Raw genomic sequence first — 16343 nt, 5'->3', positions numbered from 1 at the left:
TCAGAGCGATAGGCGATAGCAATTTCCGTTCCATAGTCGGAAGGATGCGCATAGAATAGGTCGCATGAAACCGTCGCTTCAGCTTCGTCTCTCGCAACATCTGGCATTGACCCCGCAGCTGCAACAGTCGATTCGATTGTTGCAGCTCTCGACGCTTGAACTCCAGCAGGAAGTGGAACAGGCGCTGACCGAAAATCCCCTGCTCGAACGCGAAAACGACTGGATCGAAAGCCCGTTGCGGGTAGCCGCCGATGGCTCGGTCAACCTCCAGAGCGCCCCCGCGCCGGCCTCCTCCGAGCCTCAGCCCAACGGCGACGCGCGCACCGATGGCGCGTCCGGCGGTGAGGACGACAACTACAACGACAACGGCAGCGAGGACTACGGCAGCGACTGGAGCCTCGACGACTTCGCCCGCCGCCCCCAGGGCGACGAGGACGAAAAGTCGCCGATGCAACTGCGCGATGCCGAACCCACGCTGCGCGAGCACCTGATGGGGCAGTTGGCCCCGCTGAAGATCTCGGTGCGCGACAAGGGCCTGGCCATCTTCCTGATCGAATCGCTCGACGATGACGGCTACCTGAGCGCCTCGCTCGAGGAAATCTGCACCGAACTGCCCGAGGAACTCGAATTCGAGATCGACGAAGTCCACGCGATCCTGACCCTGCTGCAGAGCTTCGACCCGCCCGGCGTGGGCGCGCGCAATGCCGCGGAGTGCCTCAGCCTGCAATTGCGTCGCCTGAAGCACTCGCATCGTGAGCTGGCGCTGACCATCGTCAATCATCATCTGGAACTGCTGGCCGTGCGCGACTACACGCGGCTAAAGAAAGCGCTCCAGGTGGACGAAATAGCACTGAAGGCGGCACACGAACTGATTCGCTCGCTGGCGCCGTATCCGGGGCACGCGTTCAACCGTCCCGAGGCCGACTTCGTGGTGCCCGACGTGTTCGTGCGCAAGAGCGGCAGCGGGTGGATCGCGGCGCTCAATCCGGATGTCATGCCACGGCTGCGCATCAACGACATGTATGCGCAGATCCTGCGCGGCGCGAAGGGCGAAACGGGGACGGCAGGCCTGCAGCAGAAGCTTCAGGAGGCGCGGTGGCTTATCAAGAACATCCAGCAACGATTCGATACGATCCTGCGTGTTTCGCAGGCAATTGTGGAACGTCAAAAGAACTTTTTCACGCATGGCGAAATCGCGATGCGCCCCTTGGTTTTGCGGGAAATAGCCGATACACTCGGTTTACATGAGTCGACCATTTCCCGGGTCACCACGAATAAGTACATGGCCACGCCCATGGGTACTTTCGAGTTGAAGTACTTCTTTGGGAGCCACGTCTCTACGGAGACTGGCGGCGCGGCCTCCTCCACGGCAATCCGCGCGCTGATCAAGCAACTGATAGGAGCCGAAGACCCCAGGAATCCTCTTTCCGACAGCCGGATCGCCGAACTGCTGGGTGAGCAAGGCTTCGTGGTCGCACGCCGCACGGTGGCGAAATACCGCGAAGCGCTCAAGATCCCCGCAGTCAATCTCCGCAAGACTTTGTAGCCGAGCCGCAACCGCCTGCCTGGTGCGGCTCTTTCAGAAGGAGAAGCGCTATGAACTTCAAGATCAGTGGACACCACCTCGACATCACGCCCCCGCTGCGTGAGTATGTGGAAACGAAACTGGAGCGAATTGTCAGGCATTTCGATCAGGTCATCGGCGTGAGCGTGCTGCTATCGGTGGACAACCACAAGGAGAAGGACCGGCGCCAGTACGCGGAAATCAATCTGCATCTGAAGGGGAAGGACATCTTCGTCGAAGCGCATCATGAAGATCTGTATGCGGCGATCGACTGTCTGGTCGACAAGCTCGACCGCCAGGTCATCCGCTACAAGGACCGCGTACAGGGCCACGATCGCGAGGCGGTGAAGTACCAGATGGCCGCCCAGCAACTGACGCAGCAGTAGACACCTGCAGGCAACCGAAAACAGAGCGGTTGCCGACCCTGCAGAGGACTGAAAAGAAGAGCTCAAGCCGCGCAATCAGCGCGGCTTTTTTGATGGGCGCGCGCCATGGCGGTGACGGTGCGGGCACCTGGAATGTTTCGTTACCTTATTGCCACGCCGGAGGGCGACCCGGGGCCCCCGGGAGCGGTCAAAATGGGAACAAGTGTTCGCAAGCCGCCCGCCTCGGTGTATGCTCCGCCATACAAATAACGACAGGACGGCCCCGGGACACCCCGGGTGGGCAAGCCGGCCGGCACGTCGTGGCACCGCCGCGACCCCGGCGCTGCATCGCAAAATCGCGGTGGAGCCCTGCTCTATAATGGCCGGACGCTCCAATGCGGGCGTCCCAGACAAGATCTCGGTACCCAAGTTTCGCCCCGAATCCGGCGGGACGGCCTTCGCGCCCCGGCCCGCTAACCTGACTTCTCGCGCATCGCCCATGAATCGTTTGGCCAAATTGCTGCCACCCGGCAACATCCATCTCGACGTCACCGTCACCAGCAAGAAGCGGGTGTTCGAGCAAGCCGGGCTCCTGTTCGAGAACAACCATGGCGTGGCGCGTGCTACCGTGACCGATAACCTGTTCGCGCGCGAATCGCTGGGTTCCACGGGTCTGGGTGCCGGCGTGGCCATTCCGCATGGCCGCATCAAGGGTCTCAAGCAGCCGCTGGCCGGCTTCATGCGCCTGGCCGAGCCCATTCCGTTCGAATCGCCGGACGGCAAGCCGGTGTCGCTGTTGATCTTCCTGCTCGTGCCGGAACAGGCCACGCAACAACATCTGGAAATCCTGTCGGAAATCGCCCAACTGCTCTCGGACCGCGAGATGCGCGAGGGCCTCGCCACACTGCCCACGTCGGAAGCGGTGCATGATCTGCTGACGCAGTGGCACCCCTGACTCCCGCCCCAACGGCCGCCTGAAACGGCCTGTCCGCCCCCGAAAGTCATACGCGCATGGAACTCACCGGCGTCACCTCGCAGTCGATCTTCGACGACAACGCAGCCGATATCAAGCTCTCGTGGGTCGCTGGCCTGGAAGGGGCCGACCGGGCCTTCGACGTGGAATTCGCCCGCGAAGCCACCTCGGCGGCGGACCTCGTCGGCCACTTGAACCTGATCCACCCGAACCGGATCCAGGTGCTCGGCAAGCCGGAAATCCTCTACTACCAGCGCCTCGACGACGAGCCGCGCAAGCGCCAGATGGGCGAGCTGATCCTGCTCGAGCCGCCGTTCCTCGTCGTGGCGGATGGCATGGAGCCGCCGCCAGACCTGGAGCTGCGCTGCACGCGCTCGTCCACGCCGCTGTTCACCACGCCGGTGTCGTCGGCGGCTGTGATCGACCATCTGCGGCTCTACCTGTCGCGCATCTCCGCCCCGCGCGTGACGATGCACGGCGTGTTCCTCGACATCCTCGGCATGGGCGTGCTGATCATGGGCGAGTCCGGCCTGGGCAAGAGCGAACTGGGCCTGGAACTGATCTCGCGCGGCCACGGTCTCGTGGCCGACGATGCGGTGGATTTTGTGCGACTCGGACCCGACTTCATCGAGGGCCGCTGCCCGCCGCTGCTGCAGAACCTGCTGGAAGTGCGCGGCCTGGGCCTGCTCGACATCAAGACGATCTTCGGCGAGACGGCCGTGCGCCGGAAGATGAAGCTCAAGCTCGTGGTGCAGCTCGTGCGCCGCAACGACGGCGAGTTCGAGCGCCTGCCGCTTGACTCGCAATACCTCGATGTCCTGGGCCTGCCAATCCACATGGTGAAGATCCAGGTGGCAGCCGGCCGCAACCTGGCCGTGCTGGTCGAGGCTGCGGTGCGCAATACGATACTGCGCCTGCGCGGCATCGACACCTTGCGCGACTTCATGGACCGTCAGCGCGCCGCCATGCAGGCGGACGTGGTCTCGCGCGGCCAGGGCCGCCTGCTCTGATGCGGTGGCGCGTCAACGCGCCACGGCTCTCCATCGTTTGTGCTGTAATGGGCATCGAGCCAATGGATCGGACCCATTCGTAGTGTTTCCACAGCCAAGGAGAGAAGCATGAAGAAGCTGATCGCGATGTGTTTGCTGGTGACCCCGCTGCTGGCCACGGGCGCGTTTGCCCAGAGTGCCTCGGCCCCCGCCGCCTCTGGCGCCAAGGCCCCCAACGCCCAACAGGACAAGATGAAGGCCTGCAACGCCCAGGCCACCGGCAAGAAGGGCGACGAGCGCAACAAGTTCATGAGCGACTGCCTCTCCAACAAGCCCGCCGCCGCCGCCGAACCCAAGACCCAGCAGGACAAGATGACCGCCTGCAGCAAGCAGGGCAAGGGCAAGAAGGGCGACGACTACAAGAAGTTCATGAGCGATTGCCTGTCCAAGCCGGCGGCCTGATCGTCACTTTTTGTGCGCCGGGTGTCATGACGCAGCCATCACCCGGTGCTATCCTTGCAGGGCTATGCGGATCCTCCTCATCACCGGAATCTCCGGCTCCGGCAAGTCTGTCGCCCTCAATGTCCTGGAAGATGCAGGCTACTACTGCGTCGACAACCTCCCGGCACAATTCCTGCCCGAGCTGACCAGCTACCTGGCCGAGCAGGGCTATACCCACCTGGGCGTGGCCACCGACATTCGCAGCCGCGAGTCGCTGGCGCGGCTGCCGGACACCGTGCGCCAACTGGCCGCCGCCGGCCATCAGGTGCAGGTGCTGTTCCTGACCGCCAACACCGACGCGCTGGTGCAGCGCTACTCCGAAACACGCCGCCGCCACCCGTTGTCCGGGCGCGTGGCCGAGGTACCCGCCCTGCCGGGCAGCGCCAATGCCGATGCGGCACCGCACGATACCTCGCTGATCGAAGCCATCGAGATGGAGCGCGAGCTGCTGAGCCCGCTGGCCGAATCGGCGCACCGCATCGATACCAGCAACGTCCGCACCAACACGCTGCGTAGCTGGATCAAGGAGTTGATCCGGGGCGAGAGCCAGCAGCTCACGTTGCTATTCGAATCGTTCGGCTTCAAGCATGGCGTGCCAAGTGACGCGGACATGGTCTTCGACGTGCGCTCGCTGCCCAACCCCTACTACGACCTCGCGCTGCGCCCGCTCACCGGCCGCGACGTGCCGGTGATCGACTTCCTGCAAAGCCAGCCGATGGTGCTCGCGATGGCGGAGGACATCCGCGCCTATGTGGAGAAGTGGCTGCCGAGTTTCATCGCCGATAACCGCAGCTATCTGACCGTGGCGATTGGCTGCACGGGCGGCCAGCACCGCTCGGTGTTTATCGCGGAAAGACTTGCCAACTACTTCCGGGCACATGGTAATGTGCTGGTCAGACACCGCGAGCTTGCCCCGGCAGGCTGACGCGCCAACGTCCCTCCCTGGCAGTGGAACCGGAACCGGCATCGCATGTCGTCACATCCACCAGACACTGGTCATTCGACGCATCCCGCGCCTGATCTGGACGCGCTGCCCCTGTTTCCGCTCCACACGGTACTGTTTCCCGATGGCCGCCTGCCGCTGCGCGTGTTCGAGGCGCGCTATGTGGACATGGTGCGCAACTGCATGCGCGACCACACGCCGTTCGGCGTCTGCCTGATCGCGAGTGGCAACGAGGTGGCGCAGCAGGACCAGCCCACTGTGCCCGAAGACGTGGGCTGCCTGGCCGACATCGTCGACTGCAATATGGAGCAACTGGGCGTGCTGCTGATCGAGGCGCGCGGCCGGCAACGCTTCCAGGTCCTTTCCCACACCACACGGGATGACGGCCTGATCGTGGCCCGGGTGGAGTTGCTGCCGCCCGACGAGATCGACTGCAAGCTCGAATTGCTCGGCGAATGCCTGTCGGCGCTGCGGCGCATCGTCAGCGCCATCCATGCCGAGCAGACCGATAAATCCCGCCTGCCCTTCAACGAACCGTATCGCTGGGATGACCCGAGCTGGGTCGCCAACCGGCTCTGCGAGTTGCTGCCCGTGCCGCTCAAGGCCAAGCAGATGCTGATGGCGCTGCCCGATGCCGGCATGCGCATCGAGATCGTCCACCGCTATATGCGCCAGCATCACATTGTCTGACGCCCCCCGCTGTTTCCTGAGTTTTCCCTAGAACAAACCGCCGCGCGCCTGATCTTCGAGCAGCCGCCGCACCGGTGCGGGCGTGCCGAGCGCATCGAGGTCGTCGAGCGACAGCCAGCGCCGGCTGACGCCATCGTCCGCGCCGCTGCGCAGCGCCAGCGCGCCCAGGTCCACCCGCACCGCGCGGATCAACAGGCGAAAGTGCGTGAACACGTGGGTCAGCTCGCCGGCCAGCGTGGCGGATGTCGGCACGCCGAATTGCCGGGCGACTTCGCGCGCGGCGTCCTCGGCTGCGTCGGCATCGAAGGGCACCGTGTCGACGGGCATTTCGGGCAGGCTCCACAGGCCGCCCCAGATGCCGCTGTCGGGTCGTAGATTGACGAGAACGTCGCGGCCGTGGCGGATGACCAGCATGACGGTGCTGCGCTCGGGAATCGCGGCACGCGGCTTGGGCGTCGGCAGCGTGCCGGTCAGGTTCTCGCGGCGCGCCACGCATTCCGCGGCCAGCGGGCAGGCCGCCGCATCGGCCAGACAAGCCGGCTTGCCGCGCGAGCAGATCGTCGCGCCCAGGTCCATCAACCCTTGCGTGTAGGCCACCATGTCTTCGGCCTGATGCGGGCCGGCGGGCGGCAAGGCGCGCTCGGCCAGCGCCCACATCCGCATCTCGATGGCCCGTTCGCCCGGATAGCCGTGGATGCCGAACACGCGCGCGAACACGCGCTTCACGTTGCCGTCGAGGATGGGCGAGCGCACGCCGGCGCTGAACGCGGCGATGGCAGCCGCCGTCGAGCGGCCGATGCCGGGCAGCGTGACCAGCACGGCCGGATCGGTCGGGAACTCGCCGCCGTGGTCGTCCATGACCGTCTTCGCGCAGCGGTGCAGGTTGCGCGCGCGCGAGTAGTAGCCCAGGCCGGCCCAGAGCGCCATGACGGCGTCGGCCGGCGCGGCGGCCAGCGCGGCCACGGTGGGCAGCGCGGTCACGAAGCGCTGGAAGTACTCGATCACCGCCGCCACCTGGGTCTGCTGGAGCATGATCTCGGACAGCCAGATCCGGTACGGGTCGCGCGTGTTCTGCCACGGCAGGTCGTGCCGGCCATGCGTGCGCTGCCACGTCACCACGCGGGCGCCGAAGTCGTCGGGCACGGCAATGTCGGGGCTGGCTGGGAGGGTGGGGGCGGCGGCTGACTTGCGGGGCATTGCGGGGCGGTGGGGAAAAGAAAAGCGCCGCTCTAAGGCGGCGCCACATGATACCGCGATGCGGTGCCCGGTCAGGCCGCGCGCGCGCCGTGCTCGACTGCCGGTTCGACGAGAACCTTGGCAAAGCCCTCGATCTTGGTGCTGCGCTCGTCCAGGCCGTTGAGCACCTGTTCGAGTTCGGCGATGCGGCTTTCCAGCGTGTCCGTGGCCTCGTGGATGCGTTCGATCGAATCCACCCGACGGCGCAGTTGCTTCTGATGCTCGCGCACCTGCGCCTCGAGCGGCGTCATCACGGACTTCAGCCAGATCTCGATATCGCGGTTCAGGTCTCGGAAATTCTCCAGAACCCGGCTCGCCATCGTCGCGAACGCGTTCTGCACCAACTGCGGCCGCGAACGGGTCAGCATGTTCACCGTGCCGAAGTGGTTGTTCACCAGTTGCAGCGTTTCCTGCAGCTCCACCGCGTAGCGCGAGGTGACGAACTGCATCGGCGCCGGCAGCGTGAAACCGTGCTCGGCGTTGAAGCGGCGATACATGCTGTCCACCAGTTGATGCAGGCCGGCGATCTTCTGGTCGGCATCGTGGATCAGGCCGGTCAACTGGCCGAACAGCGCCTCCATGTCCTCGCGCAGGCCGCGCGAGAAGAATCGCTCCTTCATCTGCTCGCGGGCGTCACGCATGGTGCGGCGCACGTCGCGCAACTGCAGGCTCTTGATGATGTCCGCGCTGTGGCGGCCGAAGACCAGGCGCAGCGCCTGGAACTTCGAGATGCTCTGTTCGAATTCCTCTTTCTCGCCCTGCACGCGCAGCAGCATGTGCTTGACCATCGCGTGGTTCTTGCCGCGCAGGCCGCGCAGCTCGAACAACTGCTCGACGATGTCCCGGCGGCGGCTTTGCAGCAGTTGCTGGGCGCCGCGCGACATGTCCTGCACCAGGCGCTGGACCTGATCGGACACGATCTCGCGCCGCTGCGGAATCAGCTGGTCGGACAGCACGTGCTCGAACTGCGGCAGGTTGCTGCGTACCAGCATCGGCTGGTCCTGGGTGACCTTGGCGACCAGGCCCTTCTGCGCCGACACCGGGTAGACGCGGCGCTCTTCGATGCCGAGGATCTGGGCCGTCGAGCGAACCTGCCGCGAAATCTCCGAGGCAATCTCCGGCGACGACTTGAGCGGGTCCCACAGCCCGTCGATCTTGTTCAGCACGGCCAGGCAGCCCCGGCGATGGCCGGCGCCCACGTGGCTGCGCCACAGTTCGAGGTCGCTCTTGGTCACGCCGGCGTCGGCGGCCAGCACGAAGACCACCACGTGCGCATCGGGGATCAGCCGCAGCGTCAGTTCCGGCTCGGTACCGATCGCGTTCAGGCCCGGCGTGTCGAGGATGACCAGGCCCTGGCGCAGCAGTGGGTGCGGGAAGTTGATCACCGCATGGCGCCAGCGCGAGATCTCGACCATGCCATCGGCATCGACCGACCACGCGGCGTCCGGGTCGTTCTCGTTATAGAGGCCGAGCGATTCGGCCACGGCCGGCGTCACGCGCGTGGTTTCCACCACGTGCTGGAACGCGGCCAGCATGCCCTCGGGCGACGACGGATCCAGCGGCACCGTGGTCCAATGCGAATTGGACGAGCCGGGCTCCATGAAATCGGCCGTGGAGGCGTCGTGCAGGCGCGTCTCGATCGGCAGCAGGCGAATGCTCGGCTGCTCGTTCTCGTCGTAGCGCAGCTCGGTCGGACACATCGTGGTCCGGCCCGCCGACGACGGCAGGATGCGCCGGCCGTAGTCGGCAAAGAAAATCGCGTTGATCAGTTCGCTCTTGCCGCGCGAGAACTCGGCGATGAACGCCACCTTGAGGCGGTCGCTCTTGAGAACGTTCTGAATGCGCTGGACGCGGTCATCCGCGGTAGCGTCATAGAGGTCGTACTGTTGCAGCCACGACTGGAATTCGGCGAGAGACTGAAGGACCCCGGTTCTCCAGGCGCCATATTGTTCGAATTGATGGGCGAGGCTCGTCATGGAGTTGTGCGCGTTCGCTGTTTCGGCTCGGATTTATTGGTTCGAACTCGTACGACCCGCCTCGCGCAAGGCTACCCGTTGACCCTCGGACCCCGCCACGAGACGCGCACCGGATCAATGCCACATTAGTGGGAGATTCGGCGCTTTTTGTAACTTTTTATGTCTGCGCACACGATACATGGTTTGTGTCGGATTTTGTGGAATTCACGTCCCTTGCGCGCGCCGCCGTCACAGAGTGTTGCGCGGAGCCATCGGCAATGCCGGACGACAATGTATGGACATTGGATCGTCACGCGCACCAAGCCGCCGAGACCCCCGTCAATGCTGGCAATGCGGGCAATAGAAGGTGGAACGCTGGCCCTGCACGATCTGGCGGATCGGGGTGCCGCAAACGCGACACGGCTCGCCGGCCCGGTCATAAACGAAGCAATCCAGCTGGAAGTAGCCGCTGCTGCCGTCGCTGCCGACGAAGTCGCGGAGCGTGCTGCCGCCCCGGGCGATGGCCTCGGCCAGCGTCTCGCGCACGGCCACGGCCAGCTTGTCGCAGCGCGCGAGGCTGAGCCGGCCCGCCGCCGTGGTCGGCCGGATGCCGGCCCGGAACAGGCTTTCCGAACAATAGATATTGCCCACGCCCACCACGATCTCGCCGGCCAGCAGCGCGGTCTTGATCGCCACGGACCGACCCCGCGTATGGCGATGGAGCCAGGCGCCGTCGAAGCGCGGATCGAACGGCTCGAGGCCGAGCTTGCGCAGCAGCGGATGCTCGCCGAGGTCCGCCTCTGGCAAGGGGCTCCAGATAATCGCCCCGAAACGGCGCGGGTCGCGGAAGCGCAGGGTCACCGGACGGGAATCGGGGGAATTCGGGGCTTCAGGGACATTGGGGGCATCAGGGGGGGCGTCGGGCGCGGCCAGGACGAGGTCGAGGTGATCGTGGGTGCCCGGGGATGGTGCATCGGGATAGACCCGCAGCGTGCCGGTCATGCCGAGGTGAATCAGCAGCCAGCCGGTGTCGGTGTCACCTTCCAGGCCCTCCGCGCCACATCCGGTGCCGGCCGCCGGCAGGCATTCGATCAGCAGGTACTTGCCGCGCCGCTCGACGCGCCCGATCACGCGCCCGGCCAGCCGCGCCTCCAGTTCCGGCTCCACCGGCCAGCGCAGGCCGCGGTGACGCACCGTCACGTCGACAATACGCCGCCCCACCACGTGCGGCAGCAGTCCGCGCCGCGTGACTTCCACTTCCGGCAATTCCGGCATCGCCCCAGGACCTCCTTCTCGACTTCCGTCGGCCTTCCCATCAGAACCTCTTGCCCGGTTTGGCGCTCCAACCTCGCAGGAACCAGCGGCGCGCGCGGCGCGCTGTGCGGGTTCCCAAACGCATTGGCCCCTCGCGGCAAGCAGGGCATTGTAGCGGCAGGCTACAATGCCTCTCATCCATTCCTACGCCCCCGCGCGCCCGGAGCATCGATTTCATGCCGGACTTCCGTTCGTCCCTTCAGGCCATGCGCCCGGACCTCATTCCGATGACAGCATTTCCCGCCGCGCCCGCCGGCCCCGCCAGCGGCTTGCGCCGCCATGCGCGTGCGCTGGCCGTCTCCGCCTGCCTAGCATTCGGCGCGTTCGCCACGGTGGCGCACGCCGCGCCACCCCGGGTGGCGCAGGGCGACGAAGAAGCCATCGACGTGCCGCCGCCGGCCTCCGTGACCAAGCCCCGGGCGCCGCGCACGCCGCTGCCGAATGTGTCGCTGACGCCGGACATCCTCTATCGGGTGCTGGCCGCCGAGATCTCGCTCCAGCGTGGCCTGGTCGGCACCGCCTACCGCACCTACCTGGACCTCGCGCGCCAGACGCGTGACCCGCGCCTGGCCCAGCGCGCCACGGAAATCGCGTTCAACGCGCGGATTTCGCAGCAGGCGCTGGACGCCGCCCGGCTCTGGACCGAACTGGCGCCCACCTCGCCCGCCGCGCGGCAAGTGCTTTCCACCCTGCTGGTGCTGAACGGCCGCTGGGACGAGGCCGAGCCGCTGCTGGTGCAGCAGCTGGCCAGCTCGCCGCCGGGCCATCGCCCGGAAGCCATCCTGCAGATGCAGCAGCAGATCTCGCGCACCAGCGATCCGGCCGGCGCCGTGGCCGTGCTCCAGCGCGTGACCGCCAACGACACCAAGTTCGCCGAGACGCATCTGGCCATTGCCCGCGCCAAGGAAGCGGCCGGCGACAACGCCGGCGCGCTGGCCGAGCTGGACGAGGCGCTGCGCATCAAGCCTGACCTCGAGCCCGCCGCGCTGATGGCCGCCGAACTCCAGGCCGAGAGCGCGCCGGACAAGTCCATCGCCCTGCTCAAGCGCTTCCTGGCCAAGGCACCGGCCTCGGTCAACGGCCACATCACGCTGGCCCGCCTGTACCTGCAGAAGAACGACATGGAAGCCGCGCGCGCCGAGTTCGAGGCGCTGCGCAAGGTCGCCCCGAACGACCCGCGCGTGCCGCTGGCGCTGGGCCTGACCAGCCTCCAGGCGCGCAGCTACGACGACGCCGAGCGCTACCTGCAGGAATACCTGCGCATGGCCGAGAAATCCCCGGCCGCCAATCCGGACGTAGCCTTCCAGTACCTGGCGCAGATCGCCGAGGAAAAGAAGGATTACGCGCAGGCCATCCAGTGGCTCGACCGGATCGAAGACAGCCGCCTCGCACCGGCAGCCCAGGCCAAGCGCGCGCAGCTGCTGGCGCGCATGGGCAAGCTCGACGACGCCCAGGCCGTGTTCAGCGACATGCTGGCCGATGCCGAGGACATCGCCGACCCCGGCCAGCGCGGCCAGCGCATGGCGGCGATCCGCCAGGCAGAAGTGGCCACGCTGATCGACGCCAAGGCCTACGACCGCGCGCGCAAGTCACTGGAGGAACGCGTGCGCGTGGAGCCGGACAATGCCGACTGGGTCTACGAACTGGCGATGCTCGACGAGCGCGAGAAGCGCTACGACAGCATGGAACGCGGCCTGCGCAAGGTCATCGCCATGCAGCCGGAGCAGAAGCAGGGCTACAACGCGCTCGGCTACTCACTGGCCGACCGCAACGAGCGGCTGGCCGAAGCCCGCAAGCTGCTCGAACGCGCGTCCGAGCTTGGCCCGGACGATCCCTACATCATGGACAGCCTGGGCTGGGTGAAGTATCGCCAGGGCGAACTGCAACCGGCCGCCGAACTGCTGCGCAACGCCTACTCGAAGGCGCCCGAGGCTGAAATCGGCGCGCATCTGGGCGAGGTGCTCTGGCAACTGGGCCAGCATGACGAAGCACGCCGCACCTGGACCGAGGCCGCCAAGGCGGAGCCCGAGAACCAGACCCTGATCGACACGCTGCGCCGTTACAACCAGAACGTGCTGCTGTCCAAGTAAGCTGCCAACCGGCCCGGGCCGCCCGCCATCCGATGCAATACCGTGCGATGGAGGGCGCCGGGGCGCTGTTGTGCGATGGTCGCCCTGGCGGCCATCGCCACCTCGTCATACATCCCGATTTTTCCGACCGACGACTCATGACCATGCTCCGATCCCGTCGCCTGGCCCTGTTCTGCCTTGCCGCCCCGCTCTGGCTGGCCGGCTGCGCCAGCGTGGCGCCCTCGCGCGGCTTCGACGCCGGCGAGACCGCCCGCAGCGAGCACTACTCGGGCCGTTTCGCCGCCAACTACACCCGCTATGGCCGCAACGAAGGCGTGCAGGGCAGCTTCCGCTGGGAGGAACAGGGGCGTAACGTGCGACTGGACCTCGTTTCGCCGCTGGGCCAGACGCTGGCCGTGGTGACGTCCACGCCCTCGGGCGCCACGCTCGACCTGCCCAATGAGCCGCCGCGCAACGCGCCCGAGGTGGACGCGCTGATGGAACAGGCGCTGGGCTTCTCGCTGCCCGTCTCGGGCATGCGCGACTGGCTGCACGGCCGCCCCGCGCCGGGCGCGCCGGCCAACGCCACGCGCGACGTGCGCGGCCGCCTCGACACCCTCACGCAGGCCGGCTGGACCGTGCGCTATGTGGATTGGCAGGAGCCGCCGGAAGGTGCCACCGTGGCCACCGCCCGGCCGCGTCGCATCGACATGGCGCGCGACGGCGGCCCGTCGCCGATGACCGTGCGGCTCGTGATCGACCCGGAGGCCCGCCAATGACCGCCGCCATGACCACCGATACCTCCCTGCCGCCCCCGGACCTGCGCGACTGCCCGGCGCCGGCCAAGCTCAACCTGTTCCTGCACGTGACCGGGCGCCGCCCGGACGGCTACCACACGCTCCAGACCGTATTCCAGCTAGTCGACTGGTCGGACACCCTGCACTTTCACCGCCGCGACGATGGGGTGATCGCCCGCACCACCGACATCCCCGGTGTGCCGGCGGACACCGACCTCGTGGTGCGCGCGGCGCGTGCCCTGCAGCAGGCCAGCGGCACCCGCTTCGGCGCGGACATCGCCATCGAGAAGCGGCTGCCGATGGGCGGCGGCATCGGCGGCGGATCGTCCGATGCGGCCACCACGCTACTGGCGCTGAATCACCTCTGGGGCGTGCGGCTGCCGCGCGACGAACTGATGCGGATCGGCCTCTCGCTGGGCGCCGATGTGCCGGTGTTCGTCTTCGGCCAGAACGCCTTCGCGGAAGGGGTGGGCGAGGAACTGACGCCCGTGGATTTGCCGTCCAGTTGGTTCGTCGTCATCCACCCGCGCCAGCACGTGCCCACCGCTGCAATATTTTCGGACGAACGCTTGACAAGGGATACGCCCATCTCCATAATTACCGACTTCGCTGCTTGCACAAACAAATTCGCTTTCGGTCGCAACGACCTGCAAGCGATAGCAACAGCGAAATTCGGCGAAGTTGCCCGAGCCCTTGAATGGCTGAGACAATACAGTCCCCATGCAAGGATGACCGGTTCCGGAGCCTGCGTGTTTGCCCGTTTCGACGATCAGCAAACTGCGCAGCAGGTTGTGGAACAGGTGCCATCGGAATGGGATGGCAGGTGTGTGAGTAGTTTGTCGCATCACCCGCTCGCAACATTCGCATAGCAAGTTTTCGTCTGGCGAGGTGCTTCAGTTTGGCGCCGCGACAGTCGATAAAGGTTGTGTAGGGGAGTCGCCAAGTTGGTCAAGGCACCGGATTTTGATTCCGGCATGCGAGGGTTCGAATCCTTCCTCCCCTGCCATTACTTCCTATAGTGTTCTGACGAACACTCGCAGAATCGGCTGCCGGCAATGGCCGGCGGTCACAAAATCTCCCCCAGCAGCAAGACAGGTGCCCCGAATGAGCAGCGAAGGCTTGATGGTATTTACCGGCAACGCCAACCCCAAACTCGCGGAGGCTGTCGTACAGCACCTCGGCATTCCCCTGGGCAAGGCACTGGTAGGCCGTTTCTCCGACGGCGAAGTCCAGGTCGAAATCCAGGAAAACGTTCGCGGCAAGCACGTCATCGTGCTGCAGTCCACCTGCGCGCCGACCAACGACAACCTGATGGAACTGATGGTGATGGTCGATGCCCTCAAGCGCGCCTCGGCCCGCAGCATCACCGCCGCCATGCCCTACTTCGGCTATGCCCGCCAGGATCGCCGCCCGCGTTCGGCGCGCGTGGCCATCTCGGCCAAGATCGTGGCCAACATGCTCGAAGTGGCCGGTGTAGAGCGCGTCCTGACGATGGACCTGCACGCCGACCAGATCCAGGGCTTCTTCGATATTCCCGTCGACAACATCTATGCGTCGCCCGTGCTGCTCGGCGACCTGCGCGAGAAGAACTACGGCGACCTGCTCGTCGTCTCGCCCGATGTTGGCGGCGTGGTCCGCGCCCGTGCGCTGGCCAAGCAACTGAACTGCGACCTCGCGATCATCGACAAGCGTCGTCCCAAGGCCAATGTGGCCGAGGTGATGAACATCATCGGTGAAGTGGCAGGCCGCAACTGCGTGATCATGGATGACATGATCGACACCGGCGGCACGCTGTGCAAGGCCGCCCAGGTGCTCAAGGAGCGCGGCGCGCTGAAGGTTTTCGCCTACTGTACCCATCCGGTGCTGTCGGGCGGTGCCGCAGCCCGCATCGCGGCGTCCGAGCTGGACGAAGTGGTGGTGTGCGACACCATCCCGCTGTCCGACGAAGCCCGCCAGTCCGGCAAGATCCGCCAGGTCTCCACCGCCCCGCTGCTGGCTGAGACCTTCACCCGGATCGTGAAGGGCGACTCGATCATGTCGCTGTTTGCCGACCACTGATGCGCGCTGGGTAGCCGCTGCATAGCGATACCTGCTAGAATTTTGGGCTTTACCGCATTGGCTGCCAGGTTTGGCGGCCAATGTGCTTCAAGCGGCACTACATTCTCGTCGTGCCGCTTCAGTCGAGGCTGTCTGGTCGCGGACAGCCTTCTTACTATTTGGAGTACACCATGAAAGTCATCGCTTTCGAGCGTAGCGTACAGGGAACGGGTGCGAGCCGCCGCCTGCGCAATTCCGGCAAGACCCCCGGCATCATCTATGGCGGCGCCGCCGAGCCCAAGATGATCGAACTGGATCACAACGCGCTGTGGCACGCCCTGAAGAAGGAAGCGTTCCACTCGTCGATCCTGGACCTGGAAGTGGGTGGCGCGTCCGAGAAGGCGCTGCTGCGCGCGTTCCAGATGCACCCGTTCAAGCCGCTGGTGCTGCACGTTGATTTCCAACGCGTGTCGGCCACCGACAAGATCCACGTCAAGGTGCCCCTGCACTTCATGAACCAGGAATCCGCTCCTGGCGTGAAGCTGGGCCACGGCATCGTGAACCACATCCTGAACGACCTGGAAGTGTCGTGCCTGCCGGCCGACCTGCCCGAGTTCATCGAAGTGGATCTGGGCCAGGCCGAACTGGGCCAGACCCTGCACCTGTCGGACGTGAAGCTGCCGAAGGGCGTGACCGCCATCACCCACGGTGACGACAACCCCGCCGTTGCCAGCATCTCGCTGCCGGCCGGTGGTGTGTCCGAAGCTGCTGAAGGTGGCGAAGCCGCTGGCGAAACGCCGGCTGCCTAAGCCTTCTCGCGCATCGAAGAAACCGCCGGTTCGCCGGCGGTTTTTTTTCGCGCGGGATTTTCGCCAGCGTTTTGACGTATGCTGTCTCGCGCCAGACTCTC

At 65.9% G+C, this 16343-nt stretch carries 15 protein-coding genes and 1 tRNA gene; 13 read left to right on the top strand and 3 right to left on the bottom strand.

What is annotated here, in order from left to right; genetic code table 11:
• Positions 1–64 precede the first annotated feature (64 nt).
• The 7 genes from BM115_RS06185 to BM115_RS06155 all read left to right on the top strand — a co-directional run bounded on the left by BM115_RS06185 (position 65) and on the right by BM115_RS06155 (position 6025).
• Positions 65–1546 (top strand): RNA polymerase factor sigma-54, encoded by a 1482-nt coding sequence (locus BM115_RS06185; protein ID WP_092291696.1) that lies wholly within the window; start codon positions 65–67, stop codon positions 1544–1546.
• Positions 1547–1596: 50 nt separating this feature from the next.
• Complete coding sequence (gene hpf / locus BM115_RS06180) at positions 1597–1950, top strand: ribosome hibernation-promoting factor, HPF/YfiA family (protein ID WP_092291692.1); 354 nt, start codon at positions 1597–1599, stop codon at positions 1948–1950.
• Between the two features lie 478 nt (positions 1951–2428).
• On the top strand, positions 2429–2884 hold the full coding sequence (locus tag BM115_RS06175; RefSeq protein ID WP_092291690.1) for a PTS sugar transporter subunit IIA: 456 nt from the start codon (positions 2429–2431) through the stop codon (positions 2882–2884).
• A gap of 56 nt (positions 2885–2940) precedes the next feature.
• Positions 2941–3912 (top strand): HPr(Ser) kinase/phosphatase, encoded by a 972-nt coding sequence (gene hprK / locus BM115_RS06170; protein ID WP_008650955.1) that lies wholly within the window; start codon positions 2941–2943, stop codon positions 3910–3912.
• Between the two features lie 108 nt (positions 3913–4020).
• Complete coding sequence (locus BM115_RS06165; RefSeq protein ID WP_092291688.1) at positions 4021–4353, top strand: PsiF family protein; 333 nt, start codon at positions 4021–4023, stop codon at positions 4351–4353.
• 64 nt (positions 4354–4417) lie between these two features.
• Positions 4418–5317 (top strand): RNase adapter RapZ, encoded by a 900-nt coding sequence (rapZ, locus tag BM115_RS06160; RefSeq protein WP_092291686.1) that lies wholly within the window; start codon positions 4418–4420, stop codon positions 5315–5317.
• 45 nt (positions 5318–5362) lie between these two features.
• Entirely contained in the window at positions 5363–6025 is a 663-nt protein-coding gene (locus BM115_RS06155; RefSeq protein ID WP_092291684.1) for an LON peptidase substrate-binding domain-containing protein, read from the top strand.
• A 27-nt stretch (positions 6026–6052) separates the two neighbouring features.
• Here BM115_RS06155 and mutY read toward each other — a convergent pair whose 3' ends face one another.
• The 3 genes from mutY to mutM all read right to left on the bottom strand — a co-directional run bounded on the left by mutY (position 6053) and on the right by mutM (position 10491).
• Entirely contained in the window at positions 6053–7222 is a 1170-nt protein-coding gene (gene mutY / locus BM115_RS06150; protein ID WP_092291682.1) for an A/G-specific adenine glycosylase, read from the bottom strand.
• Between the two features lie 71 nt (positions 7223–7293).
• Positions 7294–9237, bottom strand: a complete 1944-nt coding sequence (locus tag BM115_RS06145) for a dynamin family protein (protein ID WP_092291680.1) — start codon at positions 9235–9237, stop codon at positions 7294–7296.
• Between the two features lie 318 nt (positions 9238–9555).
• Positions 9556–10491 (bottom strand): bifunctional DNA-formamidopyrimidine glycosylase/DNA-(apurinic or apyrimidinic site) lyase, encoded by a 936-nt coding sequence (gene mutM / locus BM115_RS06140; RefSeq protein WP_092291678.1) that lies wholly within the window; start codon positions 10489–10491, stop codon positions 9556–9558.
• A gap of 215 nt (positions 10492–10706) precedes the next feature.
• Here mutM and BM115_RS06135 point away from each other — a divergent pair, with 215 nt between their 5' ends.
• From BM115_RS06135 to BM115_RS06110, 6 genes are all read left to right on the top strand, one after another.
• Positions 10707–12620: a tetratricopeptide repeat protein gene (locus BM115_RS06135; protein ID WP_092291676.1), complete on the top strand. Its 1914-nt coding sequence runs from the start codon at positions 10707–10709 to the stop codon at positions 12618–12620.
• A 137-nt stretch (positions 12621–12757) separates the two neighbouring features.
• The gene (locus BM115_RS06130; protein ID WP_304441450.1) at positions 12758–13378 is read left to right on the top strand and encodes an outer membrane lipoprotein LolB; all 621 of its coding nucleotides are present in this window, start codon (positions 12758–12760) and stop codon (positions 13376–13378) included.
• A gap of 8 nt (positions 13379–13386) precedes the next feature.
• Positions 13387–14265: a 4-(cytidine 5'-diphospho)-2-C-methyl-D-erythritol kinase gene (ispE, locus tag BM115_RS06125; protein ID WP_092292127.1), complete on the top strand. Its 879-nt coding sequence runs from the start codon at positions 13387–13389 to the stop codon at positions 14263–14265.
• 60 nt (positions 14266–14325) lie between these two features.
• Positions 14326–14402: transfer RNA gene (locus tag BM115_RS06120), tRNA-Gln, on the top strand.
• 98 nt (positions 14403–14500) lie between these two features.
• Positions 14501–15454, top strand: coding sequence for a ribose-phosphate pyrophosphokinase (locus BM115_RS06115; RefSeq protein WP_092291674.1), 954 nt, complete (start codon positions 14501–14503; stop codon positions 15452–15454).
• 170 nt (positions 15455–15624) lie between these two features.
• Positions 15625–16242, top strand: a complete 618-nt coding sequence (locus BM115_RS06110) for a 50S ribosomal protein L25/general stress protein Ctc (protein WP_092291672.1) — start codon at positions 15625–15627, stop codon at positions 16240–16242.
• Positions 16243–16343 lie beyond the last annotated feature (101 nt).

This window comes from Cupriavidus sp. OV096 (genome assembly GCF_900115455.1).
In the GTDB taxonomy this organism is placed as follows: Bacteria; Pseudomonadota; Gammaproteobacteria; order Burkholderiales; family Burkholderiaceae; genus Cupriavidus.
The sequence above is the reverse complement of the archived record's forward strand: the minus strand, read 5'-3'. Positions and strand labels throughout refer to the sequence as shown.